The sequence below is a fragment of the Rhodococcus sp. LB1 genome, from assembly GCF_001583455.1.
GTDB lineage: Bacteria > Actinomycetota > Actinomycetes > Mycobacteriales > Mycobacteriaceae > Rhodococcus_F > Rhodococcus_F opacus.
Genome location: NZ_LTCZ01000084.1, coordinates 33355 through 53034, shown reverse-complemented (window position 1 = coordinate 53034; position 19680 = coordinate 33355). Strand labels below are relative to the sequence as shown.

Sequence of the window (19680 nt, the reverse complement as noted above, 5' to 3'; positions counted from 1 at the left end):
CTGGTCTCGCGCGAGACCAGCGCTGCGCTGTTGGACCACCCCTGAGCCCCGATCGCCGGCAACCTTCTCGTCGAGGACATGCTCGCCGCACTTATCCACGGCTCGGGAATCGCCCCCTCCGGCGTCATTGTCATGCTCGGGATCACCGAGGACACACGAAGCCGTTACTCCGACGCCGAGCAGCGCGCCCAGATCCGAAATGCGGTCACCGCCAGAACCGCTGAGGGTCATCCAACAAGGGGGCGTGTCACCGTCCGACGATGCACCGTCGGACGGGTTTATCTACCTACGCGTTTCCGAGTTCGTTTGGCTACACGTGAACCAGTACGAGCAACGTGAACGGCAGTCGATATAGGGTCGCGCCGGCCAACACTGCCCGCCCGAACACAACGAACGACCATGTCACTCGGCGATCTGGACGGCCGTACTGATTGTGCTGGTGACCTTGCTCGGTCGTTTGAGCATCAGCTGAGAGTCTCCTCGAAATATTCAACCCGTCATTTTGGAGTCCTTTCCACTGAGCCACAGCCACCCCCAAAGCCCTTGCAGGGGTGGCGTGACGTCATCTAGAGTCATTTTCTAACATTATGATAGATTTTGCCAAGAGAGGGATACCACGCATGTCGCAAGTGAGCTCCGAAGATTTCGCACCGATCCTGGATCAGGTTCGACAATTCGTCCGGACGAGGGTCGTTCCTCGCGAACAGGAGATCGCCGAGAAGGACGCCATGCCCGACGAGATCCGTCAGGCATGTAAGGACATGGGGCTCTTCGGCTATGCCATCCCGCAGCAGTGGGGTGGGTTGGGCCTGGACCTGGCGCAGGACGTCGAGTTGGCCATGGAGTTGGGGTACACCACCTTGGCCTTGCGCTCCATGTTCGGCACCAACAACGGTATCGCCGGGCAGGTCCTGGTCAACTTCGGAACAGACGAGCAGAAGGCCTCGTGGCTCGAAGGGATCGCCTCTGGCGACGTCGTGGCCTCGTTCGCCCTCACCGAACCCGGCGCCGGCTCCAACCCTGCAGGACTGCGCACCAAGGCCGTGCGAGAGGGTGACGAGTGGGTGATCGACGGCGCAAAGTGCTTCATCACCAACGCACCGTTGGCAGACCTCTTCGTCACCTTCGCGCGCACCCGCCCTGCCGACAGCGACGGTCCAGGCATCGCGGTGTTCCTGGTCCCCGCCGACACTCCCGGTGTCACGGTGGCCGAGCACGATCGCAAGATGGGCCAGGAAGGGGCTTGGACCGCCGACGTGCACTTCGACGGGGTACGCGTCCCGGCGGGGGCGCTGGTCGGTGGCAGCGAGGACGTCGGTTACAGGGCGGCCATGATCTCTCTGGCCCGCGGCCGGGTCCACATCGCCGCGCTCGCCGTCGGCTCTGCTCAGCGTGCGCTCGACGAGGCGCTGCGTCACGCCGCGGTCACCACTCAGGGGGGCACGGTGATCGGAGACTTCCAGTTGGTGCAGGGCCACATCGCCGACATGCAGACCGGTGTGATGGCCGGACGCGCGCTGGTTCGCGACGCTGCGGCGAAGTGGGTGTCCGAAGAGGACCGTCGCGTGGCGCCGTCGGTGGCCAAGCTCTTCTGCACCGAGATGGCCGGAGACGTCGCCGACAAGGCCGTGCAGGTTCACGGCGGCAGTGGCTACATGCGGGAGATGCCCGTCGAGCGTATCTACCGCGATGTACGCCTCCTACGTCTCTACGAGGGCACCAGCGAGATCCAGCGTCTCATCATCGGTGGCGGACTGGTTCGTCGGGCCAAGAAGGAGCAGGGCGTGTAAAGACTTGCCCACCCAGACAATCAACGTCGCCGCGCCGACCACCGGCGCGCCGTCTCGCCGCGTATCCCCCACAATCTCGAACGAGGGATACACGACCTCGCAATCGCAATCTCTCCTGGCGGCCAAGACGGCCATCATCATCGGCGCAGCGCAAGGAATCGACTACGCGATCGCCGAGCGCTTCATTGGGGAGGGAGCACGCGTCGTTCTCGGCGATACGAATCCGACTCAGGTGCAGCAAACCGCTGCAGCAGCTCTCGGTGGTGACGCGGCCATTGACGCTGCATGCAATGTTGCCTCTACCGCGGACGTCGATGACCTCGTGAGCACCGCGGTAGACGCCTCGGATCGTTTGACATCATGGTCAACAATGCCGGCATCACTCGCAATTCGACCATGCACAGAATGACCGAGGACCAGTTCCGTGAGGTCATCGCAGTGCATTTGACAGCGCTTGGAATGGCACTCGCGCAGCGCGGCCCGTCATGTGCGAAATCAGGCAGCGGCGCGGTCGTCGACATGCCATTGCTGTCCGGGACGATCGGCCTTGGTGGCCGACCAATCACTCTGCCGCCAATGCCGCCACCAAGGCCCATCGCGGTGTTCGCGTAAATGCCATACAGCCCGGTCTCCGGCACGGGGATGACCGAGGCGAAGCCCGAAAGTATCGGAGAGCAGAAGATGACCGAGATCCCGATCGGGCGCGACTGTGAGGCCGAGGAGATCGTCAAGATGGCACAGTTTCGTGCCAGATCTGTTCTTCTACATGAAGGGTGCGGTCATGGAGGTGACAGGCGGGCGGTTATGTGATGGGCGCACTCAACCCGTGCTGACTCTGCGATCCAGGAAGTCGGCCACACCGCGCTGATCATTGCTCGAGCATCACCTGCTGCAGCACAATGGGCCGCTGCTGAAGGCAGGAGACAGACACCGACCCGAATGCCCCGGCGGAGTCGAACATCGTGGCTACTCCGGCCGACAATCCGTCGCCCTCGAACCGCTCCGCGAGCGTCATGCCCACCGCGGTCTCGGTGGGACGGCGGACGATGTTCATCGTCAGATCCGCGTTGATGAATGCCAAGCCGTCAGGTCCTGTGTTCGCCACCGCATTGGTGATGTCGGCGGCGGCCGCTGCGGCTTGGAAGGGCGTCAGGTCTTCGCCTTCGACGATCGGTACCGGGAAGTGCCAGACGCTCTTGGCATGTGCGTCGCGCGGCACTGCGCCGTCTGTGATCCAGTCCCCCTCGCGCGGGCGATAGAGGCGTTCGATACCGCCCATCGGCACAGGCGGCTCCGGGACTTCCGCAATGACGTCGATACCGCTGTGCGGCAACTCTGTTGGACGCAGGAACAGTGCAGTCCCACGGGCCACCGCGGCGCCGTCTTGCATCAGTGTGGCGTCGAGCAGACAGAGCCTGCGTCCTTGCCGCAAGACGGTGGTGGCGACTGAGCACGGTGACTCGCTCGCCGGACGGAACAGATCGAGGGTCCATCGTGCCGGAGACAGGTCGGACCGACCGAGGTCGGCGACTTTCCGTTCCGCCGCTCGGGCCAACGCCCCGCTCACCGCCATGCCGCGCAGCGTGCGGCTCCCCCATCCTCCGTGGGCACGGGGCAATGGACTCAGGATCTCGCGTTCGGGAGACGCGGGAACGTTGGAATCGACTCGGTAGAATGCAGACAGAGACACGGAAGACCTTTCGTCGGGATGTCGCTCGGCGGAGGTCCGCGTGACCCCGGGCTCCGATGGTCGGGGTGGCGCCGACCTGTTCAGGCCGACGCCATCCGCGACGATCTACTGCGAGTACTTGATGCGCCCGCTGGATGCGTCGAGGGCTTCCGCAGTCTCTTGGACGAGACGCTCGAGCACCTGACCGGCCGGCAGGACATCGCGGATCAGACCCGAGCCCTGTCCGGCGGGCAGGGCCTGCTGGTCCTTGAGATCAGCTGCTGCAGCGGCGAATCGCACTGGTCCGATGGCCACACGCTGCTTTGGATAACCGAGCAGCTGATCCTCGCGGCCCTGCCACACGTCAGTGAAACGGTTCTGCAGCTGGCGCACGTACAGACCATCGAACAGCAGCGAACGGATCGTGGTGTCGTGATCGGCCTCCACGATCGACTGCTTGTAATTCGGCCCGACGCTGGACTCCTCGGTGTTGATGAACCGAGTGCCGATCCAGGCGCCCTGTGCGCCCTGGGTCAGCACACCGGCGATCTGTGCACCGGTCACCAGACCACCGGCGGCAACCACCGGAACGGTGGCGAACTCGAGAACCTCCGACAGCAACGTCACCAGGCCGACGTCACCCGTGTGACCACCGCCCTCGGTACCCTGCACGACGACGATGTCCGTGCCGTTCGCGATCGCGCGCTTTGCATGCGAGGCCCGACCGACCATCGAGATGGTCTTTGCGCCCCAGCTGTGCGCATGCTGTACCGCCCACTCCGGCGTACCCAGCGCACACGCGATGACCTCGACTCCGTACCGCTCGCAGATCTCCATCTTGCGCTTGGCGTCCTCGATACCCATCGCCTGGTCATCGACCGGCTTGACCTCGATGCCCAGCGCTTCGACCTCTGCTTGCAACTCCTTGATGGGATCGGGCAGATCCTCGTGCTTGACCGGCTCCGGCTTCTGGGGTGCACGCGGCGGAAATCCGATGTCCACGCACACCGGCTTGTCGGTCACACTGCGCACGTACTTGATCTCCGCCTCGACCTGCTCGGGCGTCGGCGAGATCGCCGCGATGGTGCCGAGGCCTCCGGCTTTGGAGACGGCTGCGGCCAGTGGGCCGAAGGCCACACCGCCCATGCCGGCCTGCAGAATCGGGTACTCGATGTTCAGCAGATCGCAGAGATCGGTCTTGAGAGTTGCCATTTTGTCTTCTCCTTCATGTATGGCGGGTTTCACGCTTGGCTGGTCTTCCGCGGGCTTTGCCGCGGCAGTTTTGTTGAGGTGGTCAGGACGTTCGTTCGAAGATGGCGGCGAGGCCCTGGCCGCCGCCGATGCACATGGTCTCGATCGCGTACCGGCCGGCCCGACGGTTCAACTCGCGGAGCATGGTCGCCAGGATTCGGACGCCGGTGGCGCCGACAGGATGTCCCAACGAGATGCCCGAGCCGTTGACGTTGAGGCGGTCGAGATCGGTCTCCCCGAGCCCCCACGCGGCTGTACATGCAAGAACCTGGGCCGCGAAAGCTTCGTTCAGTTCGATCAGATCGACGTCGGCCAGGGTCAGCCCGGCGCGTTCGAGCGCCTTGTCGGTGGACGGAACTGGGCCGATGCCCATCCGCGAGGGTTCGACTCCCGCGACGGACCAGGTCACCAGCCGAGCGAGCGGCCGCAGACCGAGTTCATCTGCCTTCTCACGGGTGGTCACGATGCACACGGCGGCGCCGTCGTTCTGACCGCTGGCGTTGCCGGCGGTGACGGTCGATTCGGGATCGGCCTTGCGGCGCACCGCCTTCAGCGCCGACAACGACTCGATGGAGACGTCCGCGCGCGGGTGCTCGTCGCGGTCGTGGATCACGTCGCCCTTTTGGGTGGAGACGGTGACAGGGATGATCTCGTCGGCGAACCGGCCGTCTTCATGTGCGGCGACCGCGCGCTGGTGCGAGTTCAGTGCGAGTTGGTCCTGTGCTTGCCGGGAGATGGAGTACTCGGCTCGCAGATTCTCGGCAGTCTCGAGCATGCCGCCCGGTACCGGGTGGAACTTTCCTCCTGCGGTGATCCGACCGCGGTTGATGCGGTCCGATAGTGCCGTGTCGGCCCCGCGGAGCCCGAAACGTAGACCGAGTGCGTAGTGCTCGGCCTGACTCATGCTCTCCGCGCCGCCTGCCAGTACCAGGTCGCACACGCCGGTCTGCACTCGCATGGCGGCGTCGATGACAGCCTGCAGGCCCGAACCGCAACGTCGGTCCAGTTGGAGGCCGGGCACCGAGATGTCCAGGCCCGCATCGAGAACGGCGACGCGGCCGATCGCGGGTGCCTCACCGTTGGGATAGCACTGACCGAACAGGACATCGTCGATGTCGTTGCTGGTGATGCCGGTCCGTTCGACGAGCGCCTTGACGACTGTCGATGCGAGGTCTGCGGCGGGTACGGTGGCAAACATCCCGCCGTACCGGCCGACCGGGGTACGGATCGGTTCACAGATGACGGCGTCGCGCATGCTCAGACTCCCGTGCCGAGTTGCTCGGCGTAGGCGATGACGTCCTTGGCGGTCTTGATGTGGGCGTAGTCGACGTGCATGCCCTCGTAGGAGACCGCGGCCTTCCCGTCGGCGACGGCCGCGTCGAACGCCGTGATCATCTCGGAGTAGAACTTGACGTCCTCGGCGGATGGGCTGAAGACAGCGTTTGCGAGCTCGACATGCTTGGGGTGGATAAGGAACATGCCACGGAACCCCAGTTGGCGGTTCTGCTCGGCGAAGGCGCGCGCTCCCTCATCGTCTTTGAGGTCCTGCCACACGCCAGTCAGTGGAAAGTCCTTACCGTTGGCACGGCAAGCCAGCACCGCGCGGCTACGTAGGAAGAGCGTCTCCTGACCCCCGGGCGTGAACTGAAACCCGATCGAGCGCGAGACGTCCGCGTCGCGGGCCGTTCCGGCAAAGAGCGTGGCCACGCGCGGCGAACAGGTGACGACCTCCGCGCAGGTCTCATAGGCCTGCGCACTCTCCAGACACGGGATGAACTCCAGGGTGCCCGACTCGACACCGTTCTTCCGCTCGAAATGCGTGACGAGAGCGTCGATCCGGAGGATGTCCTCGGGTCCGTAGAACTTCGGGATGACGAACCCGTCCAGCTCGGGCAGGGCGACGGCTTCGATGTCGTCACCGGTCAGTCCGGTCTCGAGCGCGTTGACCCGGACGTAGATACCAAGGTCGGGATGCGCCGACCGCAGGTCGGGGATCGTCTTCGCCACGGCAGCACGGCCGGCGTCCTTGAAGTCTTCGGGGACCGAATCCTCGAGATCGAGAATCACCCCGTCGACACCGGCCGCCACGGCCTTCTCAGCCCAGCCCTCACGGTGACCGGGAACGAACAACAGCGAACGAAGCGGCCTCATGGCTGCCCTCCTCAAACTTGATAGACCAAATAGCAGCGGATGTTTTCTAACAAAACTTTAGATTATATTGGCGGTAGACACAACGACGTGGGCGATCCATTACGTGATCACGCCCAGAGAAGAACCTGGAGAAGGAGTCCGATGACGAAGCTGTGCGCGACCGCCGACCTCACCGATGTCCAGCGCGACATTGTCGCGACCGTGCGTGCGTTCGTCGACGAGCAGATCCTGCCCGTGGCCACCAAGCTCGAGCACGCCGATGAGTATCCGACCGAGATCGTCGCCGCGATGAAGGAGTTGGGGATCTTCGGGCTCACGATCGACGAGGAGTACGGCGGCCTCGGTGAATCGTTGCTGACCTATGCCCTGGTCGTCGAAGAGATCTCGCGCGGGTGGATGAGCGTGAGCGGCATCATCAACACCCACTTCATCGTCGCCTACCTGCTGCAGCAGCACGGAACCCAGGCGCAGAAGGACAAATACCTGCCCCGATTGGCAGCCGGTGAATTGACCGGTGCCTTCTCGATGTCGGAGCCCGGTCTCGGCTCCGATGTCGCTGCCATCAAGACCTCCGCGACCCCCGTCGGGGACGGCTACGTGATCAACGGTCAGAAGATGTGGCTCACCAATGGCGGCAGCTCGAGCCTGGTGGCTGTCTTGGTCCGGACTCCCGAGGACCAGGACCGCCCGCACCAGAATCTGACGACGTTCCTCGTCGAGAAGACGCCCGGCTTCGGCGAGGTCGCACCCGGGCTGACAATTCCCGGAAAGATCGACAAGATGGGCTATAAAGGCGTCGACACAACTGAGCTCATCTTCGACGGCTATGCGATCGGTTACGACGAGATCCTCGGCGGCAAACCCGGTCGCGGCTTCTACCAGATGATGGACGGAGTCGAAGTGGGACGCGTGAACGTCGCGGCCCGCGCGGTCGGGGTCGCCAACCGTGCATTCGAGTTGGGCACGTCGTACGCACAGCAGCGCCAGACCTTCGGCAAGCCGATCGCTCAGCATCAGGCCGTGCTCTTCCGAATCGCTGAGATGGGCACCAAAGTTGAAGCGGCTCATCAGATGGTGGTTCGCGCGGCCCGGATCAAGGATGCCGGCCAGCGCAATGATCTCGAGGCCGGCATGGCTAAATATCTGGCATCGGAGTTCTGCCGTGACGTCGTCGAGGACTCGTTCCGTATCCACGGCGGCTACGGGTTCGCCAAGGAATTCGAGATCGAACGTCTCTACCGGGAAGCGCCGATGCTGCTGATCGGGGAAGGCACCGCTGACATCCAGCGGATGATCGTGGGTCGCCGACTGCTGGAGAACTACGCCGAACGCTGACAGCCGATGCGTCCGGCCCTCCTGCGAGGGTCGGACGCAGATCCACAAGCCAGAAAGAAATCTCTCAACGCACCGCGGCGAACATCAGCCGTTCTTCGATTGCCTCGTCCGGCGAGAAACTCGCCGGACAACGACCCCGCCATGGCAACCAGAACCCGATCAGACACGCCGGCATCTCCGAAATACATGAGGAGATCACAATGACCGACACCCCACTGTTAGCGCGGCACAACAGGTCTTCAGCAAGGACGGCCGCTTAATCTACTGCGCGATTACCTTCTCCGACACGATCACCAGCTACGAGGTCCAGCCCGGTGGCGACCTGACGCCGGATCCCGGCTTCTACCCCGGAGACGGGATACGTTCCACCGATTGCGAGTGGCTGTGCCTGGTCTCGTTTCCGATCCTCGACCAGGGTTCACACGTGGTCGTGATCAGCGTCCTGATCAGGGATGACGGCGCCCTGACACCGTCGGCCATCCGCCGACTCCACCTCCGATTTGCCGTTGGCCCAGCGCGATCACATTGCCGATCGAACGGCTGCCGGTGAGCTGCTCAGTTCAGAACGACATGGGTGCCTATGACCTGCGGGCCCGACGGCTCGGCCTACACTGGACAACGATAATCTAATACGGTTGCAGAATTCATAGGCGATAGAGTTGTCCGGACGAGCCCACACGAGGAGTCAGATGACCGCGACCGAGCACGGCGAAGTCACGGCGCCGCGCATGGCGAAATCGGAGGCAACCCGAGCACGGATCATCGCCGCCGCAGGCAAAGTCCTCGCCGAGACCGGATACCGGCACACTCGACTTTCCGCGATCGCAGCGGAGGCCGGCATGCAGACCGGTAGCCTCTACTACTACTTCGACTCCAAGGAGGAGCTGGTCGAAGAGGCGCTGGACGGCGGCGTCCGCGTGGTCCACGAACGAGTGCGAGGGTCAGTCGACGACCTGCCCGACCCAGCCACTGCGGGGGAACGTCTGTTCGCCGCTGTTCGCGCGTTCGTGAAGGCGCGGCTGGAGATCGGCAGCATGTCGCCGGCACACATCCGCAGTTACCGGGACCTGCCCAAGGACATGCGTGAACGCTTACGTCCAGAACTCGAGGCGTTCTCGTCATTATGGGACCAGCTGGTGATCGCTGCCATCGAGTCCGGTGAGATCCGCAACGACATCGATCCGTTCGTCCTCCACCTATTCGTCGTACACACATCCGAGCAGATCATCAAATGGCCCGATACGGTACGGACGTCCATTGCCCACACCACCGACGTGATGGTCCGACTCATGACGAACGGGCTGGAAGGGCCAGCGCACACGAAGCAGTAGCAACATCGGTCAGTAATCGTGCTGCCGCACGGTGCCCTGCCGACACCACCGGCAATCTCACACTACTCAAAACCCCAGTCACGCAGTCCGTCGAGCGCCCGTCCCTCGGCGCCTGAAGCCACCACGCCAGGCGTTCGGAAGAACCCGGGGGCGCCCGTGCAGGCTGGAGGATACCGTCGACCTTCACCAGCCCATCTCGTTCGATGTTTGTGCTCATGCTGCATCGCCTCGTCCCGAGTCAGAACGGGAGTGATGCATGTGTTCAGATGCGCACGGTCCCACGTCCACGTGTCACGCCTCTTGGTGCGGAATCGATCCGAGTACATCACCCACGGTGATCGCCGCAGGAGCACTTTCCCGCAAGGGGGGAAGGCTCCTTCCCAGGAAGCAACTTGCCCTGTTGAACCCCTCGCGACTGTGAGAGGTTTGTTGCGTGGCCAGCCGAGATGCTTTCCGGCGCCAAACTGAGTGCAGGCTGAGATTCGTCCAGAGCCGGTTTGCACCCATAACCCAGGAGACGAAGATGAAAACAGATGTCAAATTCCCAAGCAATGGGCTGATGCTCGCCGGGCAGCTTTACACTCCCGATGACTACACCACGAACGAGCGTCGCGCTGCGATCGTCGTGTCCCACCCCTTTGGCGGCGTGAAGGAACAGACCGCCGGCCTCTACGCCGCCAAGCTGGCAAACGAGGGCTTTATTGCATTGACCTTCGACGCCTCCTACCAGGGAGAAAGTGAAGGCGAGCCGCGCTTCCTCGAAAACCCCTTCGCCCGTGCCGAGGACATCAAGAGTGCCGTCACCTACCTGACGACACGCGACGAGGTCGATCCGGAGCACATTGGCGCTCTCGGTATCTGCGCGTCCGGAGGATACGTCCCGTTCGCCGCCCAAACCGAGCACCGCATCAAGGCCGTCGCCACCGTCAGCGGCGCCGACATGGGCGCACTGTTCCGCGAGGGCCTCGGCGGGGGCCAGAGCGAAGACGTCATCCGTGGAATGCTCGACGAGGCAGGAAAGGACCGTACCGAGGAAGCCCTCGGCAAGGAACCCCGTCTGCTAAACGTTGTCCCCGAGACCGAGGAGGATGCCAAGGGCATGCCCACTCTGTACCGCGAGGGCCGCGACTACTACCGCACCCCTCGCGCCCAGCATCCCAACTCCCCGAACTCGTGGGTCGCTCGGAGCGTCGACCAGATCGCCCAGTACTCCTCGTATGACCTGATCCATCTCATCTCGCCGCGCCCGTTGCTGATGATTGCAGGCACCGAAGCGGACACCGCCTATTTCAGCCGCGAAGCGATCGAAAAGGCGAACGAGCCGAAGGAGTTGTACTGGATCGAGGGCGCCACCCACATCGACCTCTACGACAAGGACGAATACGTGCCGGAGGTCGTGACGAAGCTGACCGGCTTCTTCCGAGAGAATCTCACGTCCAACTGAATCAGACGGACGGGAGAGGCCCTACCAGCCTTCGCTCCACCGACGGTAGCCGTACCGTGCAAAACGGTACGGCTACCGTCGGGTCCACTCTTCACTCCCCGACCACAGGCACTTGATGTGGGTGTCGAACCAGTCGATCATCCGCTCTGGCTGCAGCCCATCGACCCCAACAGAGCCACGTACATCCGAGGTGCGCTGGGTTCCGAGGAGAGAATTTGCCCTCCCAGGAATCGAACCGAAAAGGAACAATCGGAAACTATGAACCCCCGCCAGAGCACGGGTAGCGAGCTCGGCAATTTCCTGCGAGCCCGGCGCGACGAAGTCACCCCCGCCGACGTCGGCCTGCCCAGCACTCACCATCGCCGTGTCCCTGGCCTGCGACGAGAGGAAGTCGCCCAACTCGCCTCGATCAGCACCGACTACTACACCCGAATCGAACAAGGGCGCCTATCCGGTGCCTCTACCGCTTCACTGAATGCGATCGCCCAAGCTCTACGCCTGAGCCCGGATCAAACCAGCTACCTCCATCAGCTTGCCAACAAGCCCAACACCGCCCGGGGACGCCGATCCGCCCCTCAACGTGTTCATCCCCAGACCCAAGTTCTATTGGACAACCTCACCGACACCCCCGCACTCGTCCTCGGCCGCCACATGCAGGTCCTGGCCTGGAACGACCTCGCCGCAGCCCTGTATACCGACTTCTCCGCCCTGCCGTCCGCCGACCGCAATATGTTGCGCCTGACATTTCTCGACCCGCGGATGAGGTCCCTCTATGTGGACTGGGAAGACAGCGCTCGCGAATGCGTGGCATTCATCCGCATGGACACCGCCCACGCGCCCAACGATCCTGATCTCCAGGCCCTGGTCGGGGAGCTGTCCGTCCACGACAAAGACTTCAGTCGTTGGTGGGTCTCGCACAACGTCGCCCACAAGACCTTCGGCACCAAACGCTTCCGTCATCCGGTAGCAGGCGAGATCACTCTCGATTGGCAGATTCTCACCTGCCCACACGACCTGCAACAATCCATCATGATCATGACGGCACCGCATGGAAGCCCCTCACACCAGGCTCTACGTTTCCTTGCTTCCTGGGCAACCGAACAGTCTCATGACATTCAGTCCGCCCGACCGGACACGCGCGCGCAGAAAGACCAACTCAGATGACCAGGTTTCTGGTCTGTCCAACGGGTCTGCCTATCGGCTTCCCAATCGAAGGCTCCCCAACAGGAGCATGCCGGCGAATCTCGCGACCGTGGCGATGTCGCGTCCTCACACGGCACATCGGCCTCGTCAGGAGTCCAGTTCAGACCGTTCCACCGCTACAGAGAGTGAAACTGGCGGCCCCGTTCACAGTCGTACGGGGTGGTGGCACGATACGAACATGACGGCGCGCGCGCGAGGAAACCTACCGGCCGAGGTCACAAGCTTCGTCGGCCGCCGCCGGGAGCTTGCTGAAGCAGTGAAGCTGATGTGGTCGGCCCGCTTGGTGACCTTGACCGGTCCAGGCGGGGTCGGCAAGAGCCGAATGGCCCGGCAGATCGCTGCCGAGACGCAGCGCTCCTTCTCTGACGGCGTGTGGCTGGTCGAGTTGGCCGATCTCGCCAACGGTGAGATGGCGCCGTCCGTCATAGGGTCTGCGCTGGGGCTGTTTCACACCACGACGTCCCCGGTGACTGATCTCGTCGAGCACTTCCAGGGCAAGCAACTGTTGCTGATCGTCGACAACTGCGAGCACATCATCGAGCCGGTCGCGGCACTGCTGAGCAAGCTCCTCATGGCAGCGCCGACCCTCCGAGTCCTGGCCACGAGCCGACAAGTGCTGGGGGTGGAGGGCGAAGTGGTACTCCCTGTACCTCCCCTGTCCACGCCTGTGCCCGATCGGCAGCTAGCCGCTGGTTCCGATGCCGTGGCCCTGTTCGCGGAGCGGGCAGCCGCGGCGCTTCCCGGCTTCGCGGTCGACAAGGACAACCGGGCACTCGTGACGAGTATCTGCCAACGCCTCGATGGCGTTCCGCTGGCGATCGAACTCGCCGCAGCCCGGTTACGGGCCCACTCGTTGGAGGACATTCTCGGTCGCCTCGGCGATTCCCTGCACGTGCTGGTGAGCACACTCCGCACTACCCCGGAGCGGCACCGGACACTGGAATCGACCCTCGACTGGAGTTACCGCCTGTGCTCGCCCGCCGAACGAACCCTGTGGGCGCGGCTTTCGGTGTTCGCGGACGGGTTTACAGCTGGCGCAGCCGAGGACGTCTGCGGCGGCGCTACGGTTCCCCGAAACGAGGTCTTCGATCTGATCGCAGGACTCGTCGACAAGTCGATAGTGGCCCGGGACGGCGAGACCCACGGACGTGAGGCCCGACTGCAAATGCTCGGGCTCCTCCGCGGCTTCGGTGCCGAGCGGTTGCGTGAGTCCGGTGAGGAGCAAGCCGTTCGGCTGCGTCACCGCGACTACTTCCGCGCTCTCGCGATGCGGGGTAGCACCGATTACTTCAGCCCGCGGGAACTCGAGTGGTCGCGGCGCGTGCGCAGGGAACACGCGAATATCCGTGCCGCGGTACAGTTCTGCGAAACCGAGTTGCAAGATTTCACGGCGATTCTCGAGATCGCCTCCCCCCTTCAACTCTATCGAGTCGGGGCAAGTTTCGTCGTCGAGGAGCACCGGTGGCTCACCACCGCACTGGATTTCGACGCCGAGCCGAGCGAGGTCAGAGCTCGCGCCCTGGCGGCATGCAGCTACGCCGCCTCACTCATGGGCGACGGTGACGAAGGCGAACGGCGAGCACGCGAGTCCGAAACTCTGGCAACGCAGTTGGACCTTCCACAGGTCGCCGCTGATGCTGCCTGCAGCATCGCAAGAGCCAGCTTCTACCGAGGCGACGGGCCTCGAACCTTCGAACTCGCGCGGGAAGCCGCGACTATTTGTCAGGAAGTGGGCAACGCCGCCGGCGCCTGCGACGCCCTGTATCGCGCCGCCGTCACGGCCTTCGGGATGCGAGATGTGCGGGCAGCCGAGTTTGCGGAGGCCTCGCTCGTGCTGGCGAGAGAGCACGGTTCGCCGTTTCGCATCGCAAGTGGCCAGTGGATTGCCGGACTCCAGGACTGGCGGAACGGCGAGCAGGAGCGAGCAACTGCACGGCTGCGGGAAGCAGTGACGCTCTACGACTCGGTCGGCTTCGTCGCCGGAATCGCGATGTGCTGCGAAGGTCTGGCCTGGTCTGCTGCGTCTCTCGGCGACTACGAGCGTGCCGCGTGTCTGCGAGGAGCCGCCGACACCTTATGGCGCGCAACGTCGGCGCCTTTTCCCCAGGCCGTGGTCCGCGGCCTCGGCACCGAATCCGTCGACGAGGCGATCCGCCGAGCTCTGAGCGAGACAATGTACCGGGCTGCGTTCGGCCGGGGTGCCGAATTCTCGGTCGAGGAGATACTCGAGTACGCGACCGGCGGTCGGCCCCAACCGTCCGCGGCGCGTGCGCCTTCTGGGCCCGTTCGGCTCACCCCACGAGAGAACGAGGTCGCCGAGCTCGTTGCGAGTGGAATGAGCAACCGCGACATCGCCGTCAAGCTGGTGATCGCCCAACGAACCGCCGAAGGCCACGTCGAACGCATCCTCACCAAGCTAGGGTTTCGCTCGCGTACTCAGATCGCGGCGTGGGTAACCGAGCGTAGCCAGACGCAGGAGTGAGCGCAGCCTCGTACAGGTACGCATACAGGTATTTACCCCCAAGTGATCGGCGTCTCATCGGCGCAGGATAGTGCCCATGAGCACCCGACAGCAGCGTCCAGGGGACCTGCATGAGCACCTCCATTCGCGCAGGACCACCACACGGTCTGCTGATCTCGGTGTGTCCGAAGGGGTGCGGCAGGGGGATCCGCTGGTGGATCTGCGCATGGCCGACTACCTCATGCCCGGCGACACCGTGGTGATCGGTCAGGCAACCGCGGAACCTCCGGAACTGGTCGCTCGGCTGATCGAGGTGGCGCACCAGTGTGAGCGGCTGACCGCGGTGTGCGGCTACTCCCTCAGCGGTGCATGGGCGAAGGTGACTGCGGGTCGGCCGAGGGTTGTCGGATATGCGGCGCACGGTGCCTTGCGGCCGTTGGCAGCCAAGGGGCTCATGGAAGTCCTGCCATGTCACTACAGCCAACTCGAGCGGCACGTCGCCAGCGGGCGACTCCCGGTCGACGTCGTGCTGCTGCAACTACCGCCGGCCGATCCGGACGGGTACCACAGCTTGGGCGCCACCATGGACTACGTGGCTCTGGCGGCGCAGTCCGCCCGTGTCGTCCTCGTGGAGATCAACGAGAATCTGCCGTCGACACGGACGAAGTGGCGGCTGCACCGCACCCAGATCACGGCCTCGATCACCACCGACCGCCCCCTCGCGGGGACGCCGTCGCGTAGACCGTCAGCAGTCGAGCTGGCTCTTGCCCGCAACGTCGCCTCCCTCATCCCGGACGGCGCCACAATCCAGCTCGGAATCGGCGCGTTGGCCGACGCGATCGCAACCGAGCTCCGCGGCCACCAGCAATTGCGGGTGCGCTCGGGCCTGGTCGGTAACTGGCTACTGGACCTGCACAAGGCCGGCTCCCTGGACACCGCGGCAGGAGCGTGTGTGACGAGCATGGCTTTGGGTGATCCCGAGTTGTACTCGTTCATCCGCGACAGCGACGCGATCGAGCTGGTGCCGACGATCGAGCTGCTTCCCGCGGCCGCGATGGCAGAGTGCAACCCCTACGTCGCGGTCAACTCGGCACTGGAGGTCGATCTCCTCGGCCAGGTCAACTCCGAGGTGATCAAGGGGCGCTACGTCGGTGCCGTGGGCGGCCAGGTGGACACGTTCCGTGCCACCCGGCTCGCCGAATCCGGTCTCGCGATCGTCGCGATGGCGGCCAGGAGCCCGTCCGGGGACACCAGCCAGATCGTCGGCAGGCTCAGTGGGCCGGTCACGTCGCTGCAGAGCGACATTGACCTCGTGGTAACGGAATTCGGCATCGCCGATCTCCGTGCGACAACTCTCCGTGAGCGCGCGGAACGCCTCATCGCGGTTGCTGCACCGGAACACCGCGCAACGTTGCGGGCGAGCTACTCCTCCTGAAACTGAAATCTATTGTCGCGGCATTGAAGTCGCGGCAACAATCTCGAAAGGCGAACATCTATGAAGCAGAACGAGCTGGCAGGGAAAGCAGCCTTCATCAGCGGCGGCACGGGCGGCGTGGGGCTCGAGGCCGGCATCCGGCTGGCGCGCGCCGGTGCCAGCGTCACCGTGACCGGGCGCACCCCCGAACGTGCTGAGGACGCACTGGCTCGACTGAAGGCGGTATCCGACGACGTCCACTTCGAGGCCGCCGACTCCGGAGACGCCGGCAGTATCGGCGCGGCCGTCGACCGGGCCGCCGCACGGAGCGGTGGCGCTCTCGACATTGTCATCAGTGCGGGCGCGGAGGGGCAGCCCGGCGCGAAACCGTTCGCGGAGATGACCCCCGAGGAGATCCAGGCGGCGTTCAACTCGCGCCTGTACCCCCGGCTCTTCCCGGTCCATGCCGCGATTCCGGCACTGCGCGTCCGGGGTGGCTCGATCGTCATGCTCTCCACCGACGCCGCACGACACCCAACCCCCGGGGAATCGGTGATGGGCGCGGCAGGTGCCGCCTACATCCTGATGACCAAAGTGTTCGCCAAGGAGTTCGCCCGCTGGCAGATCCGGGTGAACAGCGTCGCCATGACGCTCACGTCCGGCACGCCGTCCTGGGATCGCATCTTCTCCAACCCGAACTTCCAGCAGAAGCTGTTCGCGAAGGCTGCCGAACGATTCCCGCAGGGGCGGCCGCCGACGGTCGACGAGGTCGCCGACGTGGTGGCGTTCCTGGTCTCCGGCGAAGCCGGACAGATCAATGGGCAGACGGTAAGTGTCAACGGTGGGTTGTCCTTCGGCGGCTGGTGAGGCCTGACAACCACTGCGAATCCAGCCCGGGACCGACCCGAGACCGGCCTCGCGGTTCCTGCAACCGAACCACTTCACGACAAGGAGCTCGCAATGTCGAAGAACAACGACCGGGCGAACGGTCCGGCCGGCGCCGGTGACAACCTCCCGTTGACCGGTGTGCGGGTTGTCGACCTGTCTCAGGTCGGGGCCGGTCCCTATGGCACTTCACTTCTCGGCGACCTCGGCGCCGATGTCATCAAGGTCGAACCCCTCGAAGGCGACAGCTTCCGGTATGTCGACAGCGCTTTCGGTGAGGGTGAGAGCGCCTACTTCTTCGGAGTCAATCGCAGCAAGCGATCCATCGCGCTGGACCTGAAGAGCGAGCAGGGCTACGAAGTGCTCACCCGCCTGGTCCGCGACGCCGACATCTTCGTCGTCGCCTTCCGGCCGGACGCCGTAGAGCGGATGGGCGTGGATTACGACACGCTGAGCAAGCTCAACGACCGCCTGATCTACTGCTCCATCACCGCTTTCGGGGAAACCGGCCCCCGCGCCCACCAGCCGGGCATGGACATCCTGGCGCAAGCAATGAGCGGGTTGATGGGCGTCACCGGGGAGGTCGGTGGTGGTCCGGTGAAGGTCGGGGTCCCGATCGCCGACTTCGTCGGATCCTTCCTTCTCGGCTTCGGCGTGTGCGCGGCGCTTCGGTTGCGTGACCGAACCGGTCATGGCGACAAGATCAGCATCAATCTGCTCGACGGCCAGGTGGCGACGTTCGCGAACTACATCACGGTGTACGACAAGACGAGGGTCCCGTTCCGCCCGCAGGGCGGCGGGCATCCGCAGCTTGTGCCCTACCAGCCGTTCCTCGGTTCGGATCAGAAGTACTTCGTCCTGGCCTGCCTCAGCGACAAGTTCTGGCAGAAGTTGTTGCCGATGCTCGATGAGTACGGTGACTTCCGCGACCCGAAATACCGGACCAATACCGGGCGGGTCGAGCACCGCGGAGAGTTGTGTGAGCGGCTGCAGACCATCTTCGGCAAGCGCCCAGCCGATTCCTGGCTGATCGACCTCGAGGCCGCCGGGGTGCCATGTGGTCCAATTCACCGCCTCGAGGAGGCGCTCGAAGATCCTCAGGTCATCGCCAACGAAGCGGTGATCAACCTGACCCACCCGACACACGGGAGCTACCGGGCCCCCAACAACCCCATCCGGTTCGCCCACGCCGACACCGGCCCACGCGGTTACGCACCCGATCTCGGTGAACACACCGACGAGGTCCTCCGCGAGATCGGATATAGCGAGGACGACATGCTCGCCCTGCACACGAATCGAATTGTCGGACGCGGACTAACCACCGAGCTGAATTCGATCCCAAATATCCACTCCACGGACGGGATTGAACAAGAATGAAGAAGAGGACACACCATGTCGCCCACATTGAAAACGCCGATCGGTGACCTGCTGGGAATTGACCTACCGAGCATGCAGGCCGAAATGATCAACGACCTACCCGGAGCCGCCGAGGTGCTCGACCGACTGGTCGAGGAGACCGTCGATGCACTGCGCGTCGTCGGCAAGACTGTGGAGTACAACTGACATGGGACCGCTGAACGGGATAAAGGTCGTCGAGATCGGATCAATCGGCCCCGGCCCCTGGTGCGCGATGATGCTGAGCGACATGGGCGCGGAAGTCCTGCGCATCGACCGGGCCGACCACGTCGGTGCGCAGCCCGACGGTGCGCGTCCGATCGACTTCGTCAACCGGCGCGGGCGGCGCTCGGTCGCCGTCGACCTGAAGAATCCCGACGGTGCCGAAGTCGTCCTTCGGCTGGTCGAACAGGCCGACGCCCTGATCGAGGGAAGCCGGCCCGGGGTCGCCGAACGCCTCGGCATCGGCCCCGAGGAGTGCCTGGCCCGGAATCCGCGCCTGGTGTACGGGCGGATGACCGGGTGGGGCCAGGAGGGCCCGCTGGCCCAGGTACCCGGACATGACATCAACTACCTCGCACTGAGCGGGATGCTGCACGCCATCGGCCCGGAGGGCCGTCCGGTTCCGCCGCTCAACCTCGTCGGCGACTTCGGCGGCGGCGGGATGCTGCTGGCGTTCGGGATCGTCGCGGGCGTGCTCGAGGCCTCCCGCTCAGGGAAGGGCCAGGTCGTCGACGCGGCCATGGTCGACGGAGCCTCGCTGCTGGGGTCGATGTTCCACGGGCTGCGGCAGATCGATGCGTGGCATGACCGCCGCGAGTCCAACCGGCTCGACGGGGGCGCGCCGTTCTACGGCACCTACGAGACCTCGGACGGCCTGTGGGTGGCGGTAGCCGGAAACGAGCCGAAGTTCTACGCGGTGCTGGTCGAGGCCCTCGGCCTGTCCCTGGACGAGCTGCCGGATCAGATGGATCAGAGCGGTTGGGCGGACACCCGCAAGCGGTTCGCCGAGATCTTCCGGACCCGGACCCGCCAGGAATGGGTGACGAGGCTGCAAGCGCTGGAGACCTGCTTCTCCCCGGTCCTGACCCTCGACGAAGCGCTCGAACACGAGCACGCCGTCGCCCGCTCGGCATTCGTCCCGCTTGACGGCGTGATGCAGGCCGCGCCGGCGCCGCGCTTCGGACGCACCCCGGGGCAAGTCACCCTCCCGGCAGCGCGGCCCGGGGAGCACACCGACGAAGCCCTGCGCGACTGGGGTTTCGACGCGAACGAGATCGCGAATCTGGCGACGAAGAACGCGATCGAGCAGTTACGGGGTTCGCAATGACTCAGCACCCGAAAGGAATCG

The 19680-nt window shown here is 64.5% G+C and carries 15 protein-coding genes and 1 pseudogene; 12 read left to right on the top strand and 4 right to left on the bottom strand.

Annotated features, from left to right (window positions below; all coding sequences use genetic code 11):
• Positions 1 to 620: 620 nt before the first annotated feature.
• Positions 621 to 1790 (top strand): acyl-CoA dehydrogenase family protein, encoded by a 1170-nt coding sequence (locus AZG88_RS15060; protein WP_156517488.1) that lies wholly within the window; start codon positions 621 to 623, stop codon positions 1788 to 1790.
• Positions 1690 to 2402: pseudogene (locus tag AZG88_RS49840) on the top strand (SDR family NAD(P)-dependent oxidoreductase). The gene AZG88_RS15060 and the pseudogene AZG88_RS49840 overlap by 101 nt, the downstream one beginning before the upstream one ends.
• Before the next feature lie 256 nt (positions 2403 to 2658).
• On the opposite strand, the gene AZG88_RS15050 reads toward AZG88_RS49840, so the two are convergent.
• The 4 genes from AZG88_RS15050 to AZG88_RS15035 all read right to left on the bottom strand — a co-directional run bounded on the left by AZG88_RS15050 (position 2659) and on the right by AZG88_RS15035 (position 6861).
• A complete protein-coding gene (locus tag AZG88_RS15050; protein WP_156517487.1) occupies positions 2659 to 3480 on the bottom strand; it encodes an acyl-CoA thioesterase domain-containing protein in 822 nt (273 codons plus the stop codon).
• A 105-nt stretch (positions 3481 to 3585) separates the two neighbouring features.
• Positions 3586 to 4704, bottom strand: coding sequence for an NAD(P)H-dependent flavin oxidoreductase (locus tag AZG88_RS15045; protein WP_269455038.1), 1119 nt, complete (start codon positions 4702 to 4704; stop codon positions 3586 to 3588).
• Between the two features lie 49 nt (positions 4705 to 4753).
• A complete protein-coding gene (locus tag AZG88_RS15040) occupies positions 4754 to 5965 on the bottom strand; it encodes an acetyl-CoA C-acetyltransferase (RefSeq protein ID WP_061698145.1) in 1212 nt (403 codons plus the stop codon).
• 2 nt (positions 5966 to 5967) lie between these two features.
• A complete protein-coding gene (locus tag AZG88_RS15035) occupies positions 5968 to 6861 on the bottom strand; it encodes an HpcH/HpaI aldolase/citrate lyase family protein (protein WP_061698144.1) in 894 nt (297 codons plus the stop codon).
• 141 nt (positions 6862 to 7002) lie between these two features.
• On the opposite strand from AZG88_RS15035, the gene AZG88_RS15030 reads away from it, so the two are divergent.
• The 10 genes from AZG88_RS15030 to AZG88_RS14990 all read left to right on the top strand — a co-directional run bounded on the left by AZG88_RS15030 (position 7003) and on the right by AZG88_RS14990 (position 19659).
• The gene (locus AZG88_RS15030; protein ID WP_061698143.1) at positions 7003 to 8196 is read left to right on the top strand and encodes an acyl-CoA dehydrogenase family protein; all 1194 of its coding nucleotides are present in this window, start codon (positions 7003 to 7005) and stop codon (positions 8194 to 8196) included.
• A 689-nt stretch (positions 8197 to 8885) separates the two neighbouring features.
• The gene (locus AZG88_RS15025) at positions 8886 to 9527 is read left to right on the top strand and encodes a TetR/AcrR family transcriptional regulator (protein WP_061698142.1); all 642 of its coding nucleotides are present in this window, start codon (positions 8886 to 8888) and stop codon (positions 9525 to 9527) included.
• A 433-nt stretch (positions 9528 to 9960) separates the two neighbouring features.
• Positions 9961 to 10971, top strand: a complete 1011-nt coding sequence (locus tag AZG88_RS15020; RefSeq protein ID WP_231914009.1) for an alpha/beta hydrolase — start codon at positions 9961 to 9963, stop codon at positions 10969 to 10971.
• Between the two features lie 258 nt (positions 10972 to 11229).
• Positions 11230 to 12135: a helix-turn-helix transcriptional regulator gene (locus tag AZG88_RS15015; RefSeq protein WP_061698140.1), complete on the top strand. Its 906-nt coding sequence runs from the start codon at positions 11230 to 11232 to the stop codon at positions 12133 to 12135.
• Between the two features lie 217 nt (positions 12136 to 12352).
• Positions 12353 to 14656: an ATP-binding protein gene (locus tag AZG88_RS15010; protein ID WP_061698139.1), complete on the top strand. Its 2304-nt coding sequence runs from the start codon at positions 12353 to 12355 to the stop codon at positions 14654 to 14656.
• 76 nt (positions 14657 to 14732) lie between these two features.
• On the top strand, positions 14733 to 16070 hold the full coding sequence (locus AZG88_RS15005; protein ID WP_082833319.1) for an acetyl-CoA hydrolase/transferase family protein: 1338 nt from the start codon (positions 14733 to 14735) through the stop codon (positions 16068 to 16070).
• Positions 16071 to 16130: 60 nt separating this feature from the next.
• Positions 16131 to 16916, top strand: a complete 786-nt coding sequence (locus AZG88_RS15000) for an SDR family NAD(P)-dependent oxidoreductase (protein ID WP_061698138.1) — start codon at positions 16131 to 16133, stop codon at positions 16914 to 16916.
• A 93-nt stretch (positions 16917 to 17009) separates the two neighbouring features.
• Positions 17010 to 18311: a CaiB/BaiF CoA transferase family protein gene (locus tag AZG88_RS14995; protein ID WP_061698137.1), complete on the top strand. Its 1302-nt coding sequence runs from the start codon at positions 17010 to 17012 to the stop codon at positions 18309 to 18311.
• Between the two features lie 15 nt (positions 18312 to 18326).
• On the top strand, positions 18327 to 18497 hold the full coding sequence (locus AZG88_RS51670) for a hypothetical protein (protein ID WP_197487824.1): 171 nt from the start codon (positions 18327 to 18329) through the stop codon (positions 18495 to 18497).
• Between the two features lies 1 nt (position 18498).
• Positions 18499 to 19659, top strand: a complete 1161-nt coding sequence (locus AZG88_RS14990; RefSeq protein WP_061698136.1) for a CaiB/BaiF CoA transferase family protein — start codon at positions 18499 to 18501, stop codon at positions 19657 to 19659.
• The last annotated feature ends 21 nt before the right edge of the window (positions 19660 to 19680 follow it).

What these genes read in the sequence shown, in the direction of transcription:
- AZG88_RS15005 (WP_082833319.1), top strand. Translation starts at nt 14,733, where the DNA reads ATGAGCACCCGACAGCAGCGTCCAGGGGACCTGCATGAGCACCTCCAT.
- AZG88_RS15025 (WP_061698142.1), top strand. Translation starts at nt 8,886, where the DNA reads ATGACCGCGACCGAGCACGGCGAAGTCACGGCGCCGCGCATGGCGAAA.
- AZG88_RS14990 (WP_061698136.1), top strand. Translation starts at nt 18,499, where the DNA reads ATGGGACCGCTGAACGGGATAAAGGTCGTCGAGATCGGATCAATCGGC.
- AZG88_RS51670 (WP_197487824.1), top strand. Translation starts at nt 18,327, where the DNA reads ATGTCGCCCACATTGAAAACGCCGATCGGTGACCTGCTGGGAATTGAC.
- AZG88_RS15035 (WP_061698144.1), bottom strand. Translation starts at nt 6,861, where the DNA reads ATGAGGCCGCTTCGTTCGCTGTTGTTCGTTCCCGGTCACCGTGAGGGC.
- AZG88_RS15015 (WP_061698140.1), top strand. Translation starts at nt 11,230, where the DNA reads ATGAACCCCCGCCAGAGCACGGGTAGCGAGCTCGGCAATTTCCTGCGA.
- AZG88_RS15030 (WP_061698143.1), top strand. Translation starts at nt 7,003, where the DNA reads ATGACGAAGCTGTGCGCGACCGCCGACCTCACCGATGTCCAGCGCGAC.
- AZG88_RS15010 (WP_061698139.1), top strand. Translation starts at nt 12,353, where the DNA reads ATGACGGCGCGCGCGCGAGGAAACCTACCGGCCGAGGTCACAAGCTTC.
- AZG88_RS15040 (WP_061698145.1), bottom strand. Translation starts at nt 5,965, where the DNA reads ATGCGCGACGCCGTCATCTGTGAACCGATCCGTACCCCGGTCGGCCGG.
- AZG88_RS15060 (WP_156517488.1), top strand. Translation starts at nt 621, where the DNA reads ATGTCGCAAGTGAGCTCCGAAGATTTCGCACCGATCCTGGATCAGGTT.
- AZG88_RS14995 (WP_061698137.1), top strand. Translation starts at nt 17,010, where the DNA reads ATGTCGAAGAACAACGACCGGGCGAACGGTCCGGCCGGCGCCGGTGAC.
- AZG88_RS15000 (WP_061698138.1), top strand. Translation starts at nt 16,131, where the DNA reads ATGAAGCAGAACGAGCTGGCAGGGAAAGCAGCCTTCATCAGCGGCGGC.